Here is a 17,752-nt window from a genome sequence, read left to right as displayed (position 1 = left end):
TTAGCTTTCTCTTTCTGAACACTTTAGAAAACATAGTCAAATTCTTGTTGATTAGACAGTTTGACCACCACCTGCAATCGATTATCTTGGAAGTTGTAGTCAGCTACTCCTTGATCAAATGTAAGGTGACCAGTATCCTCTTTTGCCAAATCTTTTGTTAATTTTGCCATTAAATAAGCCTGACTAGCAGATAGCTGCGCTTGATGTTGTCGCTCCATTGCCACGACACGTCCTAGATAAAATTGTAAAAGCAAGGCAAAAATTGCTGCCATAAGCAAAGCATAGATTAAAATCCCTGCCTTAACTTGCCGTTTCAAAAGTGTAAACAAATGTCCTCTCCAAACCATTCTCTAAATTCAATGTCATTGTCACCTTCTGACCATCTCTAGAAATAGCAGAAGATTTTACTCCAAATATCATTGGCTGATAGCCTTGACCAGATGCGTTTGTTTTACGAAAATCATCAGCCTTTGACTGTCCAAATGCCAACTTTTGACTGGACTTCGTCACATATAGTTTGTTATTTTCAACCTTATCTAATTGACAATTGGCAAGCTCCGCACGCAGCTGTTGTGAAAACAAAAGCCAGTTTTCCTCTTGATTTTCCGACAAATAATGCACATTTGCAGAAATATATTGCGTTAAGCCATTGTAAACAAGAATAGCACCCGAAATTACTAATAAAGAAACCAAACATTCTATGAGGCTGAATGCCTCTAAACTAGTCTTTTTTAACGTGTAATATTTCCGTTTTCCCCTCATAAACATAGATCTCTCCATCTTTTTTGATAATCTCAACCTCAACACCATTCATCTTCAAATGATTTTGTCCTGTTTGCACAGCCATTGTTGCCACATTAAGAGCTTCCTGCTGCCGTAAACTTTCTTGCATAGACTGGCTATTTTTATCAATTTCCCCTAAAACAACACTCGTAATCATCGCTAACAATCCTAGTGCTATCAAGCTTTCAAGGAGTATGTAAGCTTTTAGTTTCTGTCTTTTTATATTTACCACTCCCTAAATATAATTGATAGTTGACCTCTTTATCTGACGTTTGAAAGGTTAATTTTGCCAAGGACGAATCGCCTCCTGCTTTGTCATAATTGACTTGATAAGTTTTATCTACTTTGACCGACGGAGGGAGTTTTACAGTTGAAAAATCAGTTGACACTTCCTCTTGCGAAACGGTCAACGTAAGAATTTGTTGCCTAGCATTAGCTAATTTTTGCGTGTCACAATAGAGATTTTCAAACGATAAAAAGAAAATCTTTTCTTCCACATTTTGAAAAATACCATTCAAAGAGCCTGAAAACATCATGATAATAAAACAGGAAATTCCTAGTGTTAATAAACTTTCTAAAAGGGTAAAAGCTGAAACAGTTTTATTTTTTAGCTTCATTGTAAGTTTTTGCTTGTTCAGAAGTGATGTAGCCAACTTCAACTAAATCATCAACAGTCGGTTTGTCTCCCGTTTTCATTTCGTACAAATCCATTTGGCTCTCTACCACTTTCACAACAGCAGCATCGCCTTTTTCACGAACAACATCCTTTTGCTTACTCAAATTCGGTACAAAAAGCAACATTAAAACACTGATAATAAGAAGCACAATCAACATCTCCACAAGTGTGAACCCTTTTACCGTTTTCTGACATAATTTTTTCCAAAACTTTTTCATTAAAAATTTCCTCCCATATTTTGATACATTGGCAACAACATTGCCACATAAATTAACACAATAATCAAAGCCACAAAAACAAAAACAAGTGGTTGAATGAGCTGTGTTGCTTGAGTCAATTTGCCAAAGAATCTCTGCCATGTTTCCTCAGCATAAATGTCTAACTCACGTCCCAGCTTCGATTTGACCTCACCATATTCAATCATTAGGCTCAATTCTCGCAAAAAGAATGGATAGCCTAGAACTTTTTGATGAAAAGCTTGCCCTGAAAGCAACGCTTCTTCCATATCCTTTCCAATCTCTTGAAATAAGAGCGGCTTTTGCTTTTGCATGATTTTCACGATTGCCATTAATTCAATACCTTGCCCAATCAAATTTCCCCATTCACGCGCATAGTAAGCTGTCAAATATAACCTAACATAGTTTCCCACAAGTGGAATCCGGCTTATGCGACTATATAAATCAATCTGCGATAAACGCCTAGCATAAAATGTCGCACAAACAAGCAAGACTCCAATCGAGAAAATACTTAGCAAAAAAATCGTTGGAAAATGCGTAATAATCTGCGTTGCCACATTTTGGCTTTCCAGCTGTGGCAGTAGATAATTCTTCATCCCCAGCATAATCAAAATAAGAAACAACAACAAAATCAATGGATACGTTGCAACTTCAATCAACTTTTTTCTGACGACAGTCATGCTAGAAAGGTAAGACTCAATCTTCAGCAGACTTTTCTGACTGTTTCCATGAACATCAGCCAAAGCAATTTGTGTGACAATACTGTCTGAAAACCCTAAATCTGCCATCATTGTTGCTAGTCTAGCACCATTTAACAAACTTTCTTGCATCCTCTCAACATAAATGTCTAACAACAATTGACTTCTTCGGAGAAAAGACACGATTTCTGTTAAATTAAACCCACTTTCAAAAAGATTATTAAAGAGTTGAATAACCTTGCGCTGTTTTTTAAATGGCAATTTTTTCGATTTTTGCTTGTTCAGCTGTGATATGTCCGTCTTTAACAAGACTTTCAATTTTTGTATTCCAGCACTCTGGTTGGTGACTTTCAAAGTTTTCTTTAGCAAAATCAATTACACCTCCTCCGCCAATTAAGCGTTGATAAACAATGGCACGCAAACTATTTTCCAATTCTTGCTTACTAAGCCCCAATTCCAAAAGACGTGCGTAAACGCCAGGGATGCTCTTCGCATGAATGGTCGAAAATACAACAGCTCCCGTCAAACTCGCACGAATAACTGCACGCGCTGTCTCGCTATCACGAATTTCTCCGATAATCAGAATATCTGGTCTATGACGAAGCGATAATTTAATCAGCTCGTCATAAGTCATCCCAATATCACTATTTAACTGCAACTGCAACATTTGTTCCTGTTTGATTTCAACAGGATCCTCAATTGTAATGACTTGCTTATTAGGAAATTTTTCACGAACCAATTGGTACATGAGAGTGGTTTTTCCACTCCCTACTGGTCCCGAAAAAAGGTAAAGCCCCCTACTGTCAATAGCTTCTAAAATATTTTTCATCCCGTCAAACCAATATTGCAAGTCATGACGACCAGAATAAAGCAAGCGAATCACCAAACTTTCTCGTCCGCGATAATCACCAACACTCGACAAACGAAGCGAAATCTCTTCCTCATCTGCAAATTGATAATCACAAGAACCTAACTGACTACGACGTTTCTCCCCAACATTCATACCTGCCACAAATTTAAAATGACTAATCAAGCTAGTCATCTGCTCTAGTTCAAAATAATCAACAAATTGCCGTTGGTCTCCCACGCGTTGATACACTTCATAACAGTCTTCTCTAGGTAAAATGTAAATATCTTGCGCATTAACTTCAACAGCATCCTTAATGAGTTGCTTTGCTTTTTCCTGAATCATCTTGACCTCCTACTTTTCTATTCGTAAATTAGTCATAAAAAACGAAAAAATCATGGAAAAAATTCCATGATTACGATTCTAATTTACAATTTTGAGGTCTTGGTCTTGATTAATCATTTTGAACGTTAAAATGATAAGAAAAAGTCCCTTCAGGTAATTCTTGACCGTCTTTGAGCATTAAAATGGAATGATACTGTTGCAGATAATCCCCACAATTCTCACACCAACGTTGCTCTGTTTTATCCCAGAAAGCCGCCTGAAGATTATCATGACATTTACAACTTGGTAAAGTCGTTTTAAGAGATAACCATTCTGTTTTGTAGAAAGAGAAAGCATCCTCAAAATACTCAAAGCATTTTTCTTCTATAATATCTTTTTCCCAATCTTTCAAGAACCACCACGGCTCCCAATCCCCATACATTTTTATCACTTGATACATTAACACACTTCCTTATGGAATTTATTATATAAAAATTAAAAGTATTTTAAAAAGAATTTGCTTATTTAGAATTATTATTATCAGCAAAATTCCAATAATAACAAGCAAAAAGGTCTGAGAATTTTCATCTCAGACCTTTTCATTTATTAGCATAAAATGCGAATTAACCTTATTCAGCATCTGTTGAAACAGTTGCTTCAACTGTTTCTGCTTCTTCACTTGTTTCAAGTTCATTAACAGCTAGTGGTTCAAGGTTGCGGTAACGAGCCATACCTGTACCAGCTGGAATGATTTTACCGATGATAACATTTTCTTTAAGACCAAGAAGATGATCTTTCTTACCACGGATAGCAGCATCTGTAAGAACACGAGTTGTTTCTTGGAATGATGCGGCTGACAAGAATGAGTTAGTTTCAAGCGAAGCTTTTGTAATCCCCATGAGCACTGGACGTGATGTTGCAGGGATACCACCAGAGATAACAACATCTTTGTTAGCATCCGTAAAGTCTGCAATATCCATAAGTGTGCCTGGGAGAAGTTCTGTATCACCTGGATCCATAATACGAACTTTGCGAAGCATTTGGCGAACCATTACTTCGACGTGTTTATCACCGATTTCTACCCCTTGGCTACGGTAAACTTTTTGTACTTCAGCAAGAAGGTAAGTTTCAACTGATAATGTGTCACGAACTTCAAGGAGACGTTTAGGTTGGATAGAACCTTCGGTAAGTGGATCACCACGGTGTACCTCATCACCAACAGCAACTTTCATGTGGGCAGTGAATGGTACCACGTATTCACCCATACCAGTTTTACCTTGAACGTAAACTTTCTTAGTACGTGTAGAAGCATCTTCTTCGATGTCAACAACAGTACCTTTAACTTCAGTGATAACGGCTTCCCCTTTAGGATTACGAGCTTCAAAGATTTCTTGGATACGAGGAAGACCTTGTGTGATATCGGTATTTGACGCAACACCACCCGTATGGAAAGTACGCATTGTAAGCTGTGTACCAGGTTCACCGATAGATTGAGCGGCAATTGTACCAACTGCTTCACCAACTTCAACCGCATCACCTGTTGCAAGGTTGACACCATAACAGTGACGGCAGACACCATGACGAGTGTTACATGTGAATACTGAACGGATTGTAACTTCTTCAACACCAGCTTTAACAATTTCAGCCGCCGTATCTTCAGTAATCAATACATCTGGACCAACGATAACTTCGCCAGTTTCAGGATGTTTAACAGATTTCTTAGTGTAACGACCAACAAGACGTTCTTCAAGAGTTTCTGTTACTTCTTTACCATCAGTGATAGCACGAATAACAAGACCACGGTCAGTTTCACAATCGTCTTCACGAATGATAACGTCTTGGGCAACGTCAACCAAACGACGAGTAAGGTAACCAGAGTCGGCAGTCTTAAGGGCTGTATCGGTCATACCTTTACGAGCACCGTGAGTTGAGAAGAACATTTCCAAGACAGACAAACCTTCACGGAAGTTAGATAGGATAGGCAATTCCATGATACGTCCGTTCGGAGCAGCCATCAAACCACGCATACCGGCAAGTTGTGAGAAGTTAGAGATGTTACCACGAGCTCCTGAGTCCATCATCATAACGATAGGATTCTTAGGATCTTGTGTTTCAATCAGACGTTGTTCAAGTTTTTCTTTAGCTTCACGCCATGTTGTGGTAACAGCAACATAACGGTCATCATCAGTCATCAAACCACGACGGAAGGCTTTATTGATTTGTTCAACTTTGCTGTGAGCTGCATCGATAATTTCTTGTTTGTTATCGATAACTGGGATATCGGCGATACCCACTGTCAAACCAGCAAGAGTTGAATGATAGTAACCAAGGTCTTTCAAGCGGTCAAGGAAAGCTGATGTTTCTGTTGTACGGAAACGTTTAAAGATTTCCGCAATGATATTTCCAAGATTTTTCTTCTTAAATGGTACATTGATTTCCAAGCTGTCAATAGCAGATTGAATATCTTGTCCTGGTGCCAAGAAGTACTTATCTGGAGTTTTTTCTGTTAGATTAGCATTGTTTGGCTCTTGAAGGTAAGGTAAATCCTCAGGCATGATATCGTTGAAGAGAATCTTACCTACAGTTGTAACCAGGATTTTATGTTTCTGTTCGTCAGTCCATGGCTTATTTGGCATGCTATCAACGGCAATACCCACACGAGTATGCAAGTGAACATAACCATTGCGGTAAGCCATAACTGCTTCATCACGGTCCTTGAAGATCATTCCTTCACCTTCACGACCTGAGTCTTCCATAGTAAGGTAGTAGTTACCAAGAACCATATCTTGAGATGGTGTTACGACTGGTTTACCATCTTTAGGGTTAAGGATGTGTTCTGCGGCAAGCATAAGAATACGTGCTTCAGCTTGTGCTTCTTCAGAAAGTGGCACGTGGATGGCCATTTGGTCACCATCGAAGTCGGCATTGTAGGCTTCACAAACAAGTGGGTGAAGACGAAGTGCTTTACCGTCAATAAGGACTGGTTCGAAGGCTTGGATACCCAAACGGTGAAGAGTCGGTGCGCGGTTAAGGAGTACTGGGTGTTCTTTGATAACTTCTTCAAGAATATCCCAAATACGTTCATCACCACGTTCAACCATACGTTTAGCTGCTTTAACGTTACCAGCATAGTCACGCGCAACGATTTCACGCATTACGAATGGTTTGAACAATTCGATAGCCATTTCACGTGGCACACCACATTGATACATTTTAAGTGTTGGACCTACGGCGATAACTGAACGTCCAGAGAAGTCAACACGTTTACCAAGCAAGTTTTGACGGAAACGACCTTGTTTACCTTTAAGCATGTGGCTCAAAGATTTAAGAGGACGGCTACCAGGACCAGTGATTGGACGACCACGACGACCGTTATCGATAAGAGCATCAACAGCTTCTTGCAACATACGTTTTTCATTTTGCACAATGATACCTGGGGCATTCAATTCAAGCAAACGAGCCAAACGGTTGTTACGGTTGATAACACGACGGTAAAGGTCATTCAAGTCAGATGCAGCGAAACGTCCACCATCCAATTGCACCATTGGACGAAGATCTGGTGGAATAACTGGCAAGATGTTAAGTACCATCCATTCTGGTTTGTTACCAGATTTGTAAAAAGCATCAAGCACGTCCAAACGACGGACAGCTTTGATACGTTTTTGCCCTGTTGCTGTTTTCAATTCTTCTTTAAGTTCAGCGATTTCAGATTTCAAATCAACGCGTTTAAGAAGATCTTGGATAGCTTCAGCACCCATTTTCGCAACAAATGATCCTTGTCCGTATTCTTGTAATTTTTCACGATATTCACGCTCAGTCAAAAGTGATTTTGGTTCAAGCGGAGTATCTTTTGGATCGATAACTACGTAAGCAGCGAAGTAAATAACTTCTTCAAGAGCACGTGGACTCATGTCAAGAGTAAGTCCCATGCGTGATGGAATACCTTTGAAGTACCAGATGTGTGATACTGGAGCTTTCAATTCAATGTGTCCCATGCGTTCACGACGAACTTTAGCACGTGTTACTTCAACACCACAGCGGTCACAAACAATTCCTTTATAACGAATACGTTTATATTTACCACAAGCACATTCCCAGTCTTTTGTTGGTCCAAAGATTACTTCATCAAAAAGACCTTCACGTTCTGGTTTGAGCGTACGATAGTTGATTGTTTCAGGTTTTTTAACTTCACCATAAGACCATGAACGGACTTTACTTGGTGAGGCTAATGTGATTTGCATACTTTTAAAACGATTTACGTCAACCACTAGTTTTACCTTTCTTTATTGTTCTTTTGAAAATAGCAGAGCTACTTTCTAGCTTGTCACGACTTACAAACTTTTTGTCTGCAAGACATTATTTATCGTTATAGGACTCATTCAAACAATCTGACTAGGAAAGGCAAATTTTGTTTGCACTTTCCATGTCTAAATTGTTGTTTCCTATTATTTATTTTCTTCAGCAGAATCTTCTACTTTTTCGGCAGATTCAGTTTCTTGTTTTTGACGAGCTTTTTCAAGGTCATCAACGTGCATAACATCGTCGTCTTCACCTTCATCAAGATCACGAAGTTCTACTTCGTTGTCATCTTCATCAAGCACACGCATATCAAGACCAAGTGATTGCAATTCTTTAACAAGCACTCGGAATGATTCTGGTACACCTGGTTTTGGAATTGGTTTACCTTTAGTGATAGCTTCATAAGCTTTAAGACGTCCAGTCACATCATCTGACTTGTATGTCAAGATTTCTTGAAGGACATTTGATGCACCATAAGCTTCCAAAGCCCAAACTTCCATTTCACCGAAACGTTGTCCACCAAATTGTGCTTTACCACCAAGAGGTTGTTGTGTAACAAGTGAGTAAGGACCAACTGAACGAGCGTGAAGTTTATCATCAACCATGTGGTGAAGTTTGATCATGTACATGATACCAACAGAGACACGATTATCAAATGGTTCACCTGTACGACCGTCATAAAGAACTGTCTTAGCGTCGCTATCCATACCAGCTTCACGAACAGTATCCCAAAGGTCTTCTGATGTTGCCCCATCAAAGACTGGGGTTGCAATGTGAATACCGAGGTTACGAGCTGCCATACCAAGGTGAAGTTCCATAACTTGTCCGATATTCATACGAGATGGCACCCCAAGAGGGTTCAACATGATATCAACTGGAGTTCCGTCTGGAAGATATGGCATGTCTTCAACAGGAACGATACGAGAAACAACCCCTTTGTTTCCGTGACGACCGGCCATTTTATCTCCGACTTTGATTTTACGTTTTTGTGCAATGTAAACACGAACGAGCATGTTGACACCTGATTGCAATTCATCACCGTTAGCACGTGTGAAGATTTTAACATCACGAACAACACCATCTCCACCGTGTGGCACACGAAGTGATGTATCACGTACTTCACGAGATTTATCACCGAAGATTGCGTGAAGAAGGCGTTCTTCAGCAGAAAGGTCTTTTTCACCTTTAGGTGTTACTTTACCTACAAGGATATCACCTTCTTTAACTTCAGCACCGATACGGATAATACCCATTTCGTCAAGGTCTTTAAGAGCTTCTTCACCAACGTTTGGAATTTCGCGAGTGATTTCTTCAGGGCCTAACTTAGTATCACGTGTTTCTGATTCAAATTCTTCCAAGTGAACTGATGTGTAAACATCTTCTTTAACAAGACGTTCACTCATGATAACGGCATCTTCATAGTTGTAACCATCCCATGTCATGTAGGCAACGATTGGGTTTTGACCAAGTGCCATTTCACCTTTTTCCATAGAAGGTCCGTCAGCAATGAAGTCACCTTTTTCAATAATATCACCAACTTTAACAAGTGTACGTTGGTTGTATGCTGTACCTGAGTTTGAACGACGGAATTTAGTAATGTGGTAAACATCAAGTGAACCATCCTCACGACGAACTTCAACTTTTTCAGCATCTGAGAAAACTACGCGTCCATCGTGTTTAGCGATAACAGCGGCACCAGAATCGTGAGCTGCTTGATATTCCATACCAGTACCAACATATGGTGCATGTGGATCAATCAATGGCACCGCTTGACGTTGCATGTTGGCACCCATAAGAGCACGGTTTGAGTCATCGTTTTCAAGGAAAGGAATACATGCTGTCGCAACGGCAACTACTTGTTTAGGAGAAACATCTACGAAGTCAACGATGTTTGATGGGAATTCTTGGTTATTACCTTGATGACGTCCCATAACGATTTCTTCAGCGAATGTTCCATCTTCGTTAAGTTTTGAGTTAGCTTGCGCTACCGTGTATTCATCTTCTTCATCGGCAGTCAACCAAACAATCTCGTTTGTAACCACACCAGTAGCACGGTCAACTTTACGATATGGTGTTTGGATGAAACCATATTTATTAAGATGTCCGTATGTTGACAAGTTATTAATCAAACCAATGTTAGGTCCTTCAGGAGTTTCAATTGGACACATACGACCATAGTGAGTGTAGTGCACGTCACGAACTTCATAACCAGCACGGTCACGAGTCAAACCACCAGGTCCTAAGGCTGACAAACGACGTTTGTGAGACAATTCAGAAAGTGGGTTGTGTTGGTCCATGAACTGTGATAATTGAGAAGAACCGAAAAATTCTTTAACAGCCGCAGTTACAGGACGAATGTTGATGATTTGTTGTGGTGTCAACACTTCATTGTCTTGAACTGACATACGTTCACGAACATTACGTTCCATACGAGCAAGACCAATACGGAATTGGTTAGCAAGCAATTCACCAACGGCACGAATACGACGGTTACCAAGGTGGTCGATATCGTCAACTTTACCAAGACCTTCAGCAAGATTAAGGAAGTATGACATTTCAGCCAAGATGTCTGCTGGTGTAAGCGCACGCGCTTTATCATCAGGATTGGCATTACCTACGATTGTAACAATGCGGTCTGGGTCAACTGGTGACACAACTTTGAATTTTTGAAGAACAACAGGTTCAGTGACAACAGCGTAATCATTTGGTGTGTAAACAAATTTGTTAAGATCACCATCTAATTGTTCAGCAATTGAATCAATCACGTCACGTGTCATTACTGTACCAGCTTCAACAAGAATTTCACCAGTTTCAGCATCAACCAAGTTTTCAGCAATGGTTTGATTCAAGAGACGAGTCTTGACGTTAAGTTTTTTATTGATTTTGTAACGTCCAACAGCTGCCAAGTCATAACGACGTGGGTCAAAGAAACGAGCTACAAGCAAACTACGTGAGCTATCAGCTGTTTTTGGTTCACCTGGACGAAGGCGTTCGTAAATTTCTTTAAGTGCTTCGTCAGTACGTGAATCTGATGGATTTTTGTGAATATCTTTTTCAATAGTATTACGAACGAGCTCGCTGTCACCAAAGATATCTATGATTTCATCATCACCTGAGAAACCAAGTGCACGTACAAGTGTTGTAAATGGAATTTTACGTGTACGGTCAATACGTGTGTAAGCAATGTCTTTTGAATCTGTTTCTAATTCAAGCCAAGCTCCACGGTTAGGAATTACAGTTGAACCGTAACCAACTTTACCGTTTTTATCAACTTTATCGTTGAAATAAACACCAGGAGAACGAACCAACTGAGAAACGATAATACGTTCACCACCATTGATAATGAATGTACCCATTTCGGTCATGATTGGGAAATCACCGAAGAAAACTTCTTGAGTTTTGATTTCTCCTGTTTCTTTATTAATCAAACGGAAGGTTACAAAAATAGGTGCCGAATAAGATGCATCGTGGATACGAGCTTCTTCAAGCGTATATTTAGGCTCTTTTAACTCGTAACCAACAAATTCAAGCTCCATAGTATCCGTAAAGTTTGTAATCGGAAGTACATCTTCAAAAACTTCTCTCAATCCATTATCCAAGAAGTCTTTAAAAGAATCCGTTTGAATTTCAATCAAGTTAGGTAAATCAAGAACTTCCTTGATTCTTGAAAAGCTACGACGTGTACGGTGTTTTCCGTACTGAACTTCATGTCCTGCCAAGTTTTTTACTCCTTCATTAAAATACAGAGGTCAATAAATGTCACATAACCCGATTCCCTTCATTTTAACGAGAATCATCATTATTTTTCATCTTGACCTTTATAGTTAGGCTGCTCGTTAAAACACCCTGCCAAGTGTGTCGTTGATGTGAATTTTTAGAATCTTTAAATATAGGTTACAACTCCTATTTTTTCTAAAATTAGGCACAAAAAGAGCAGCTAAATCTGACCAATAAAAGTGTGATTTAACTGCTGTAAACCTTAGTTGGACAATATTTCAACTAAAGCAGACGACAAATAGTTGTTAACATTATACCTTATTTTTTCAATTCTTGCAAGTATATTAGTTGCTGCTACTTGTTGTGATAGAGGAATTAGTCAACAAACTTTCCCAAGCTTTTGTATAATCACTATCTGTACCACCAATAGCAAATTTATAAGTCATTGTACCCGCACCATTCTTAGCCCAAAAACTTGTCGTTGTTTCACCATTCACAGTAAGCGAACGACCATTGACCGTCACCGTACCAGGCTGTAAACCTGTTGCTTTAAGAACTGTTGATTTGATAACACTTGAAGACAAACTATATTTCTTATCAACACCTAAGACACTTGAATCAGCATTGTAGATAGCATTAACCAAATAAGCCATGTACTGCGCGTTATAAGTATATCCTGCTGCATCAGGTAAAGAAGTATTGTCGTCATTACCTGCCCAACCACCAAGCGTTACTTTCGGTGTTGATAGCACAAGCCACACGTCTGTATAATTGTCAGTTGTACCGGTTTTACCTGTCCAATCCGCACTAGCGGCTGTCGCATTTAAACTCTTCAAATCTGAATAAAATTTTGTCGTACCACCACCAGTGATAACTTCTTTTAATAACTGATTTAAAATGCTAGCCGTTGCTTCAGAAAAGACACGTACAGGATTAGCTTTATGTTGATAAATAACATTGCCTTGACTATCTGTGATACTATCAACCATGTAATCTTTCAAGTAAACACCACCATTTGAAATCATTTGGTAAGCATTAACTTGTTGAAGAACCGTTGTCTCAATTCCTCCACCTAAAGGCAAGCTTTCAATAGAATAATCATCAATATCATATCCCATTTTCTTCATGTAAGATTCAACATCAACGTCATCATTGAGCAACATTTGATACGTCCAATAAGCTGGAATATTCCATGACGTATTCAAAGCTTCTTGGAGAGTAACCATTGCCGTTCCTTCTTCACTACCGTGCATGATTGACTGACCACTAGAGAAAGTTGTCGGATAGTTAGATAACATACTAGCACTACCTAAAAGCCCTTGGTCAATAGCAATCCCATACGCGATAATCGGCTTAATACTTGATCCTGGTGACCTCGCAGTGTCAAACGCATGGTTGTTCTGGTTAGTTGAATAATCCCGTCCACCAATAAATCCTAGAACAGCTCCAGTTGAATTATCCATCAAGACATTACCAACTTCAACCGTTTCTGAGCTTCCTTGATCAAGCGTGCTACCGTATTGTACTACGGTATTCTGCATGGCGTTATAAACATCTTTATCAATTGTTGTTTTGATGGTATAACCACCCTGTTGCAATGCTTCTAAAGCCAATTTTTGGTAAGATTCCTTCGTTGAATCATTTTTTAATTCTTGTTCAGAAACACCATTTTGATCAACCAAATAATCATACATGATATCCTGAGCCTCTTCTAAAACAGCATAATAAAGGAAATCATGTTCACTCGTTGTCGTTGATTCAGGTTGAATGAAATCCTGACTAACATCATAAGCCTTATATTCCTCATATTCAGCTTTAGTCAAATAGTCTGCGCGATACATATTATAAAGAACATCTTGCTGACGAGACAAACCATAAGCCATATCCTCCTCGTTTTTTAGATGCCCTGCAGCTGTGTACGGAGAATAGACAATCGGACTTTGTGGCAAACCAGCTAAAAATGCCGCTTGTGGAATTGTCAAATCACTGGCTGAAACGCCAAAAATCCCTTGCGCTGCTTCTTCAATCCCAGCAATATTTTCACCTTTATTATTACGTCCGAATGGAGAGACGTTAAGATAATCAGTCAAAATCTCATCTTTACTCAAATAACGTTCTAGCGCCAATGCGTAGATAATTTCGCGTGATTTACGTTTAAAGGTTGGATCGTCTCCCAAAATTTGTTGTTTAATCAACTGTTGCGTAAGAGTTGACCCACCACTTGTCTCACCCAAACCAAGTACTGAAGCTAAGATTGCACGAAAAACAGCTTTTGGAACAACACCATCATGGCTCTCGAAGTTTTCATCCTCAGTCGCAATAATAGCTTTTTTAACATTGTCTGAAATAGCGTCGCTTTCAACAGGTGTTCGCAACAAATCAGTATCAATACTTGCAATCGAACTACCATCAGAATACGACATCTCTGAAATCCTAGTCAGAGATGTTACCTGACTAACCAGACTTTCCTTGCTAGGAATTTTGACAGAATCAATCTGACTTGCAAGATAACCAAAAGCTATCCCCGCCCCTAACATCCCAAACAGGATGATAATAATATAAAAAAAGTCGGTTAATAATTTCACTGTTCTTAAAGCAACCGAACCCAAATCTATAACACTAAATTTCTGGTGATTTGTTTTTTTCTTTTTCTTGTTTCTCTTAAACATTCTAATACCTCATTAATATTATACCAAACTTTGATAAAGCTTGCATAGAAGTACCGCTTTTTGATATAATAGCCTGTAAACTACAATATATCATTGGGGTAGATTTAGCTTAGCTAGAAATTACTATCAACCTCAAAATTTTAAGTAAGGAGAAAGCTCGTGAACATATTCGAAGAACTCAAAGAACGTGGCTTGGTTTTTCAAACGACTGATGAAGAAGCCCTTGTCAAAGCATTAACAGAAGGGCAAGTATCCTATTATACTGGTTATGATCCTACAGCTGATAGCTTGCACCTTGGTCACCTAGTTGCTATTTTAACATCACGCCGCCTTCAATTGGCAGGACATAAACCATATGCTCTTGTTGGAGGAGCTACTGGACTTATCGGTGACCCATCATTCAAAGATGCTGAACGCAGTCTTCAAACTAAAGAAACTGTTGACGGCTGGGTAACTAAGATTCAAAATCAATTATCACGTTTCCTTGATTTCGAAAATGGTGACAACAAAGCCGTTATGGTAAACAACTATGATTGGTTTGGTAATGTCAGCTTCATTGACTTCCTACGTGATGTCGGAAAATACTTTACTGTCAACGCTATGATGAGTAAAGAATCCGTTAAAAAACGTATCGAAACTGGTATCTCATACACTGAATTCGCCTACCAAATCATGCAAGGTTACGATTTCTACGAATTAAATGACAAATACAACGTTACCTTGCAAATCGGTGGTTCAGACCAATGGGGAAATATGACTGCTGGTACAGAGTTGCTACGCCGCAAAGCTGATAAAACAGGTTATGTCATGACCGTACCACTCATCACTGATTCAACAGGTAAAAAATTCGGTAAATCTGAAGGAAATGCTGTTTGGCTTGATGCCGACAAAACATCTCCATACGAAATGTATCAATTCTGGCTCAACGTTATGGATGACGACGCTGTTCGCTTCCTGAAAATCTTTACATTCCTTTCACTAGAAGAAATCGCTGAAATCGAAAGAGAATTCAACGCAGCTCGTCATGAACGTTTAGCACAAAAGATCTTAGCACGCGAAGTTGTCACACTTGTTCACGGCGAAGAAGCTTACAAACAAGCCCTTAAAATCACTGAACAACTTTTCGCCGGAAACATCAAGAGCCTTTCAGCAAAAGAATTGAAACAAGGTCTAAACAACGTTCCTAACTACGCTGTTAAAGCCGATGATAACCGCAATATCGTTGAAGTTCTTGTAGCCACAAAAATTTCACCATCAAAACGTCAAGCACGTGAAGACGTTCAAAATGGTGCCATCTACATCAACGGTGAACGTATCCAAGATTTAGCCTACACACTTTCTGACGACGATAAAATCGATAACGAACTAACAGTTATCCGTCGCGGTAAGAAAAAATACTTCGTGTTAACATACTAATTAGTATAATCTTTACAGGCACCTTTGGGTGTCTGTTTTTTATTACAACAAAAAAAGAGGGCTCCCCTCTTTTTTAGCTATTACGATGAAAAATCATATTAAATAAATTCACCAAAAGGAAAATTCCCACAAAAATAACTGTAATGGTAGCACTCGCAGGTGTTTCCCAGTAGTAAGAGGTGATAATACCAGCTACCATACCGATAAAACCAACGATTACACCAATAAGAATGACCGATTTAAAATTCTTTCCCAAGCGCATAGCAATACTTGCTGGCAAAACCATAATCGTTGAAACCAAAAGAGCTCCAGCCGCAGGAATTGTCAAAGCAATCGCAATCCCTGTCACAATATTAAAGAGAACAGACATTAAACGAACAGGCAGACCATCAACAAAAGCTGTCTCCTCATCAAATGTCAAAATATACATTGGTCTAATAAATAAAATCGTTAGAAACACAACAACAACTGCAATGGTAAATAGCGCAATTACCTGCCCTATATTTATCGTAATAATCGAACCAAACAAATATTGATCCAAATTAACACTACTACCATTTTCAGACTTACTCATCACAATCAACGAAATCGCCAAACCAAGCGACATTAAAATAGCTGTTGAAATTTCAACATAATGCTTATAAACCGTCTGCAAGTACTCCAAAATAACCGCAGCAATCGTGACAACAAGAATCGTTGACCAAGTTGTTGAAGTCCCAAGCAAAATACCTAAAGCAACACCGGCCAAAGAAACGTGGCTAAGCGTATCACTCATTAAACTTTGATGGCGTAAGATAAGGAAAACTCCTAAAATCGGGGCAAAAATACTAATAGCAATTACTGCCATAATAGCACGTTGCATAAAATCATAAGAAAATATTTCAATCAACATCAACAGCCCCTTTCACATCAGTACCATGCACATTAAAACAACGCCATGGCGTCTTTTGATTACGTACCAAATGAATGTTACGGTCAGCATAATGTTTTACCTCATCTGGATCATGAGTAATCATCAAAACAGATTTTCCATGTTTATGCGCACTATGATGCATCAACTCATAAAAAGTTTCTGTCGTTCCAGCATCCATACCAGTAGTTGGTTCATCCAAAATAAAAATATCAGGATCAGATGCAAAAATTCTAGCAATAACAACACGCTGTTTTTGCCCACCTGACAAGCTACCAATTCTCTTATGACGATTTTCCCACATGCCAACAGATTCTAAGCTAATTTTGACATGCTCATCATCATGCTTGGTCAGACGACGAAACCAACCATTCCTTGGATAACGCCCTGATTTCACAAATTCATAAACCGTTGATGGAAAACCTGCGTTAAAACTCGCAATTTGCTGTGGTAAATAAGCAATGCGAAGCTTCTCACCCTCTTTATTCGTTTTTGAAATGGTTACTTGACCACTTTTTGGTGTCAAAATACCTAATGTCGCCTTTACCAACGTAGATTTGGCAGCACCATTTTCACCTGTTAAAGTGACAAATTCTCCACTATCAAGATGATAGTTAATTCCTTCTAAAACTGGCTCACTATCATATTGAAAAGACAAATCTTCTACAGTAATATATCTCATTCTCGCCCTTCTAACTCATCTGAAAAGACCTTCAAAAATCGTGCAATAACGTCTTGTTCATCCTCAGAAAACTGGTGACATAAGTTTTTGTAAACAGCCAATGTTGCATCATGATGATGAGTATGCTCTTTGGCAACTGGCTTAGCAATGTCTGTCAATTCAAAATAGGTCACTCGTGCGTCCTCTTTATTTTTCACAGACGCTAACATTCCTTGACTCACCAAATACTTAATTGCCTTCGTTACCGCTGCCTGACTAATATTCAAACGTTTTGCCAAATCAGAATTTGTCAAACGTTCTTGTGACAGAAGCATTAAGATATGCTCTTGAGTATTTGTTATGGCAACACCACTCTGACAATCACCAAACAACAATTCATGCTGATTTTCTGCTTTCAACAAAATTTGATTTACTAACTTATCTACTTGCTTCTCTAGCTGCATATTTCACACCTCATTTCATTAACCAGTTAATTATATCAAAAACTAAAAAAAG

At 38.9% G+C, this 17,752-nt stretch carries 15 protein-coding genes; 1 reads left to right on the top strand and 14 read right to left on the bottom strand.

Annotation, left to right across the window (positions count from 1 at the left end; translation table 11 throughout):
- Positions 1-23: 23 nt before the first annotated feature.
- The 11 genes from comGG to pbp1b all read right to left on the bottom strand — a co-directional run bounded on the left by comGG (position 24) and on the right by pbp1b (position 14,249).
- Positions 24-329, bottom strand: a complete 306-nt coding sequence (comGG, locus tag SMA_RS00720) for a competence type IV pilus minor pilin ComGG (RefSeq protein ID WP_014293769.1) — start codon at positions 327-329, stop codon at positions 24-26.
- On the bottom strand, positions 301-768 hold the full coding sequence (comGF, locus tag SMA_RS00715; RefSeq protein ID WP_014293768.1) for a competence type IV pilus minor pilin ComGF: 468 nt from the start codon (positions 766-768) through the stop codon (positions 301-303). Before comGF ends, comGG begins: the two co-directional genes overlap by 29 nt.
- Positions 722-1,015 (bottom strand): competence type IV pilus minor pilin ComGE, encoded by a 294-nt coding sequence (comGE, locus tag SMA_RS00710; protein WP_044562943.1) that lies wholly within the window; start codon positions 1,013-1,015, stop codon positions 722-724. The genes comGF and comGE overlap by 47 nt, the downstream gene beginning before the upstream one ends.
- Positions 969-1,400 carry a competence type IV pilus minor pilin ComGD gene (comGD, locus tag SMA_RS00705; RefSeq protein WP_014293766.1) on the bottom strand — a complete coding sequence of 144 codons (432 nt, stop codon included), beginning with the start codon at positions 1,398-1,400 and terminating at the stop codon, positions 969-971. Before comGD ends, comGE begins: the two co-directional genes overlap by 47 nt.
- Positions 1,384-1,677 carry a competence type IV pilus major pilin ComGC gene (comGC, locus tag SMA_RS00700; RefSeq protein ID WP_014293765.1) on the bottom strand — a complete coding sequence of 98 codons (294 nt, stop codon included), beginning with the start codon at positions 1,675-1,677 and terminating at the stop codon, positions 1,384-1,386. The genes comGD and comGC overlap by 17 nt, the downstream gene beginning before the upstream one ends.
- Entirely contained in the window at positions 1,677-2,762 is a 1,086-nt protein-coding gene (gene comGB, locus SMA_RS00695) for a competence type IV pilus assembly protein ComGB (RefSeq protein WP_014293764.1), read from the bottom strand. Before comGB ends, comGC begins: the two co-directional genes overlap by 1 nt.
- Positions 2,644-3,585, bottom strand: a complete 942-nt coding sequence (comGA, locus tag SMA_RS00690) for a competence type IV pilus ATPase ComGA (protein WP_014293763.1) — start codon at positions 3,583-3,585, stop codon at positions 2,644-2,646. The genes comGB and comGA overlap by 119 nt, the downstream gene beginning before the upstream one ends.
- Positions 3,586-3,694: 109 nt before the next feature.
- Positions 3,695-4,024 carry a DUF1033 family protein gene (locus tag SMA_RS00685; RefSeq protein WP_014293762.1) on the bottom strand — a complete coding sequence of 110 codons (330 nt, stop codon included), beginning with the start codon at positions 4,022-4,024 and terminating at the stop codon, positions 3,695-3,697.
- Between the two features lie 169 nt (positions 4,025-4,193).
- Entirely contained in the window at positions 4,194-7,832 is a 3,639-nt protein-coding gene (rpoC, locus tag SMA_RS00680) for a DNA-directed RNA polymerase subunit beta' (protein ID WP_014293761.1), read from the bottom strand.
- 177 nt (positions 7,833-8,009) lie between these two features.
- Entirely contained in the window at positions 8,010-11,582 is a 3,573-nt protein-coding gene (gene rpoB / locus SMA_RS00675) for a DNA-directed RNA polymerase subunit beta (RefSeq protein ID WP_014293760.1), read from the bottom strand.
- Between the two features lie 342 nt (positions 11,583-11,924).
- Positions 11,925-14,249: a penicillin-binding protein PBP1B gene (gene pbp1b, locus SMA_RS00670; RefSeq protein WP_014293759.1), complete on the bottom strand. Its 2,325-nt coding sequence runs from the start codon at positions 14,247-14,249 to the stop codon at positions 11,925-11,927.
- Between the two features lie 159 nt (positions 14,250-14,408).
- Here pbp1b and tyrS point away from each other — a divergent pair, with 159 nt between their 5' ends.
- Positions 14,409-15,665 (top strand): tyrosine--tRNA ligase, encoded by a 1,257-nt coding sequence (tyrS, locus tag SMA_RS00665; RefSeq protein ID WP_014293758.1) that lies wholly within the window; start codon positions 14,409-14,411, stop codon positions 15,663-15,665.
- 73 nt (positions 15,666-15,738) lie between these two features.
- On the opposite strand, the gene SMA_RS00660 is transcribed toward tyrS, so the two are convergent.
- From SMA_RS00660 to SMA_RS00650, 3 genes are read right to left on the bottom strand one after another with little or no spacing between them, the layout of a single operon-like run.
- The gene (locus SMA_RS00660; RefSeq protein ID WP_014293757.1) at positions 15,739-16,557 is read right to left on the bottom strand and encodes a metal ABC transporter permease; all 819 of its coding nucleotides are present in this window, start codon (positions 16,555-16,557) and stop codon (positions 15,739-15,741) included.
- Positions 16,547-17,257 carry a metal ABC transporter ATP-binding protein gene (locus tag SMA_RS00655; protein WP_014293756.1) on the bottom strand — a complete coding sequence of 237 codons (711 nt, stop codon included), beginning with the start codon at positions 17,255-17,257 and terminating at the stop codon, positions 16,547-16,549. The genes SMA_RS00660 and SMA_RS00655 overlap by 11 nt, the downstream gene beginning before the upstream one ends.
- Positions 17,254-17,700: a zinc-dependent MarR family transcriptional regulator gene (locus tag SMA_RS00650; RefSeq protein ID WP_014293755.1), complete on the bottom strand. Its 447-nt coding sequence runs from the start codon at positions 17,698-17,700 to the stop codon at positions 17,254-17,256. The genes SMA_RS00655 and SMA_RS00650 overlap by 4 nt, the downstream gene beginning before the upstream one ends.
- Between the last annotated feature and the right edge of the window lie 52 nt (positions 17,701-17,752).

Source organism: Streptococcus macedonicus ACA-DC 198, from assembly GCA_000283635.1.
Lineage (GTDB): Bacteria > Bacillota > Bacilli > Lactobacillales > Streptococcaceae > Streptococcus > Streptococcus macedonicus.
Note: the sequence above shows the minus strand (reverse complement) of the source record. Positions and strands in the feature narration are given on the sequence as shown.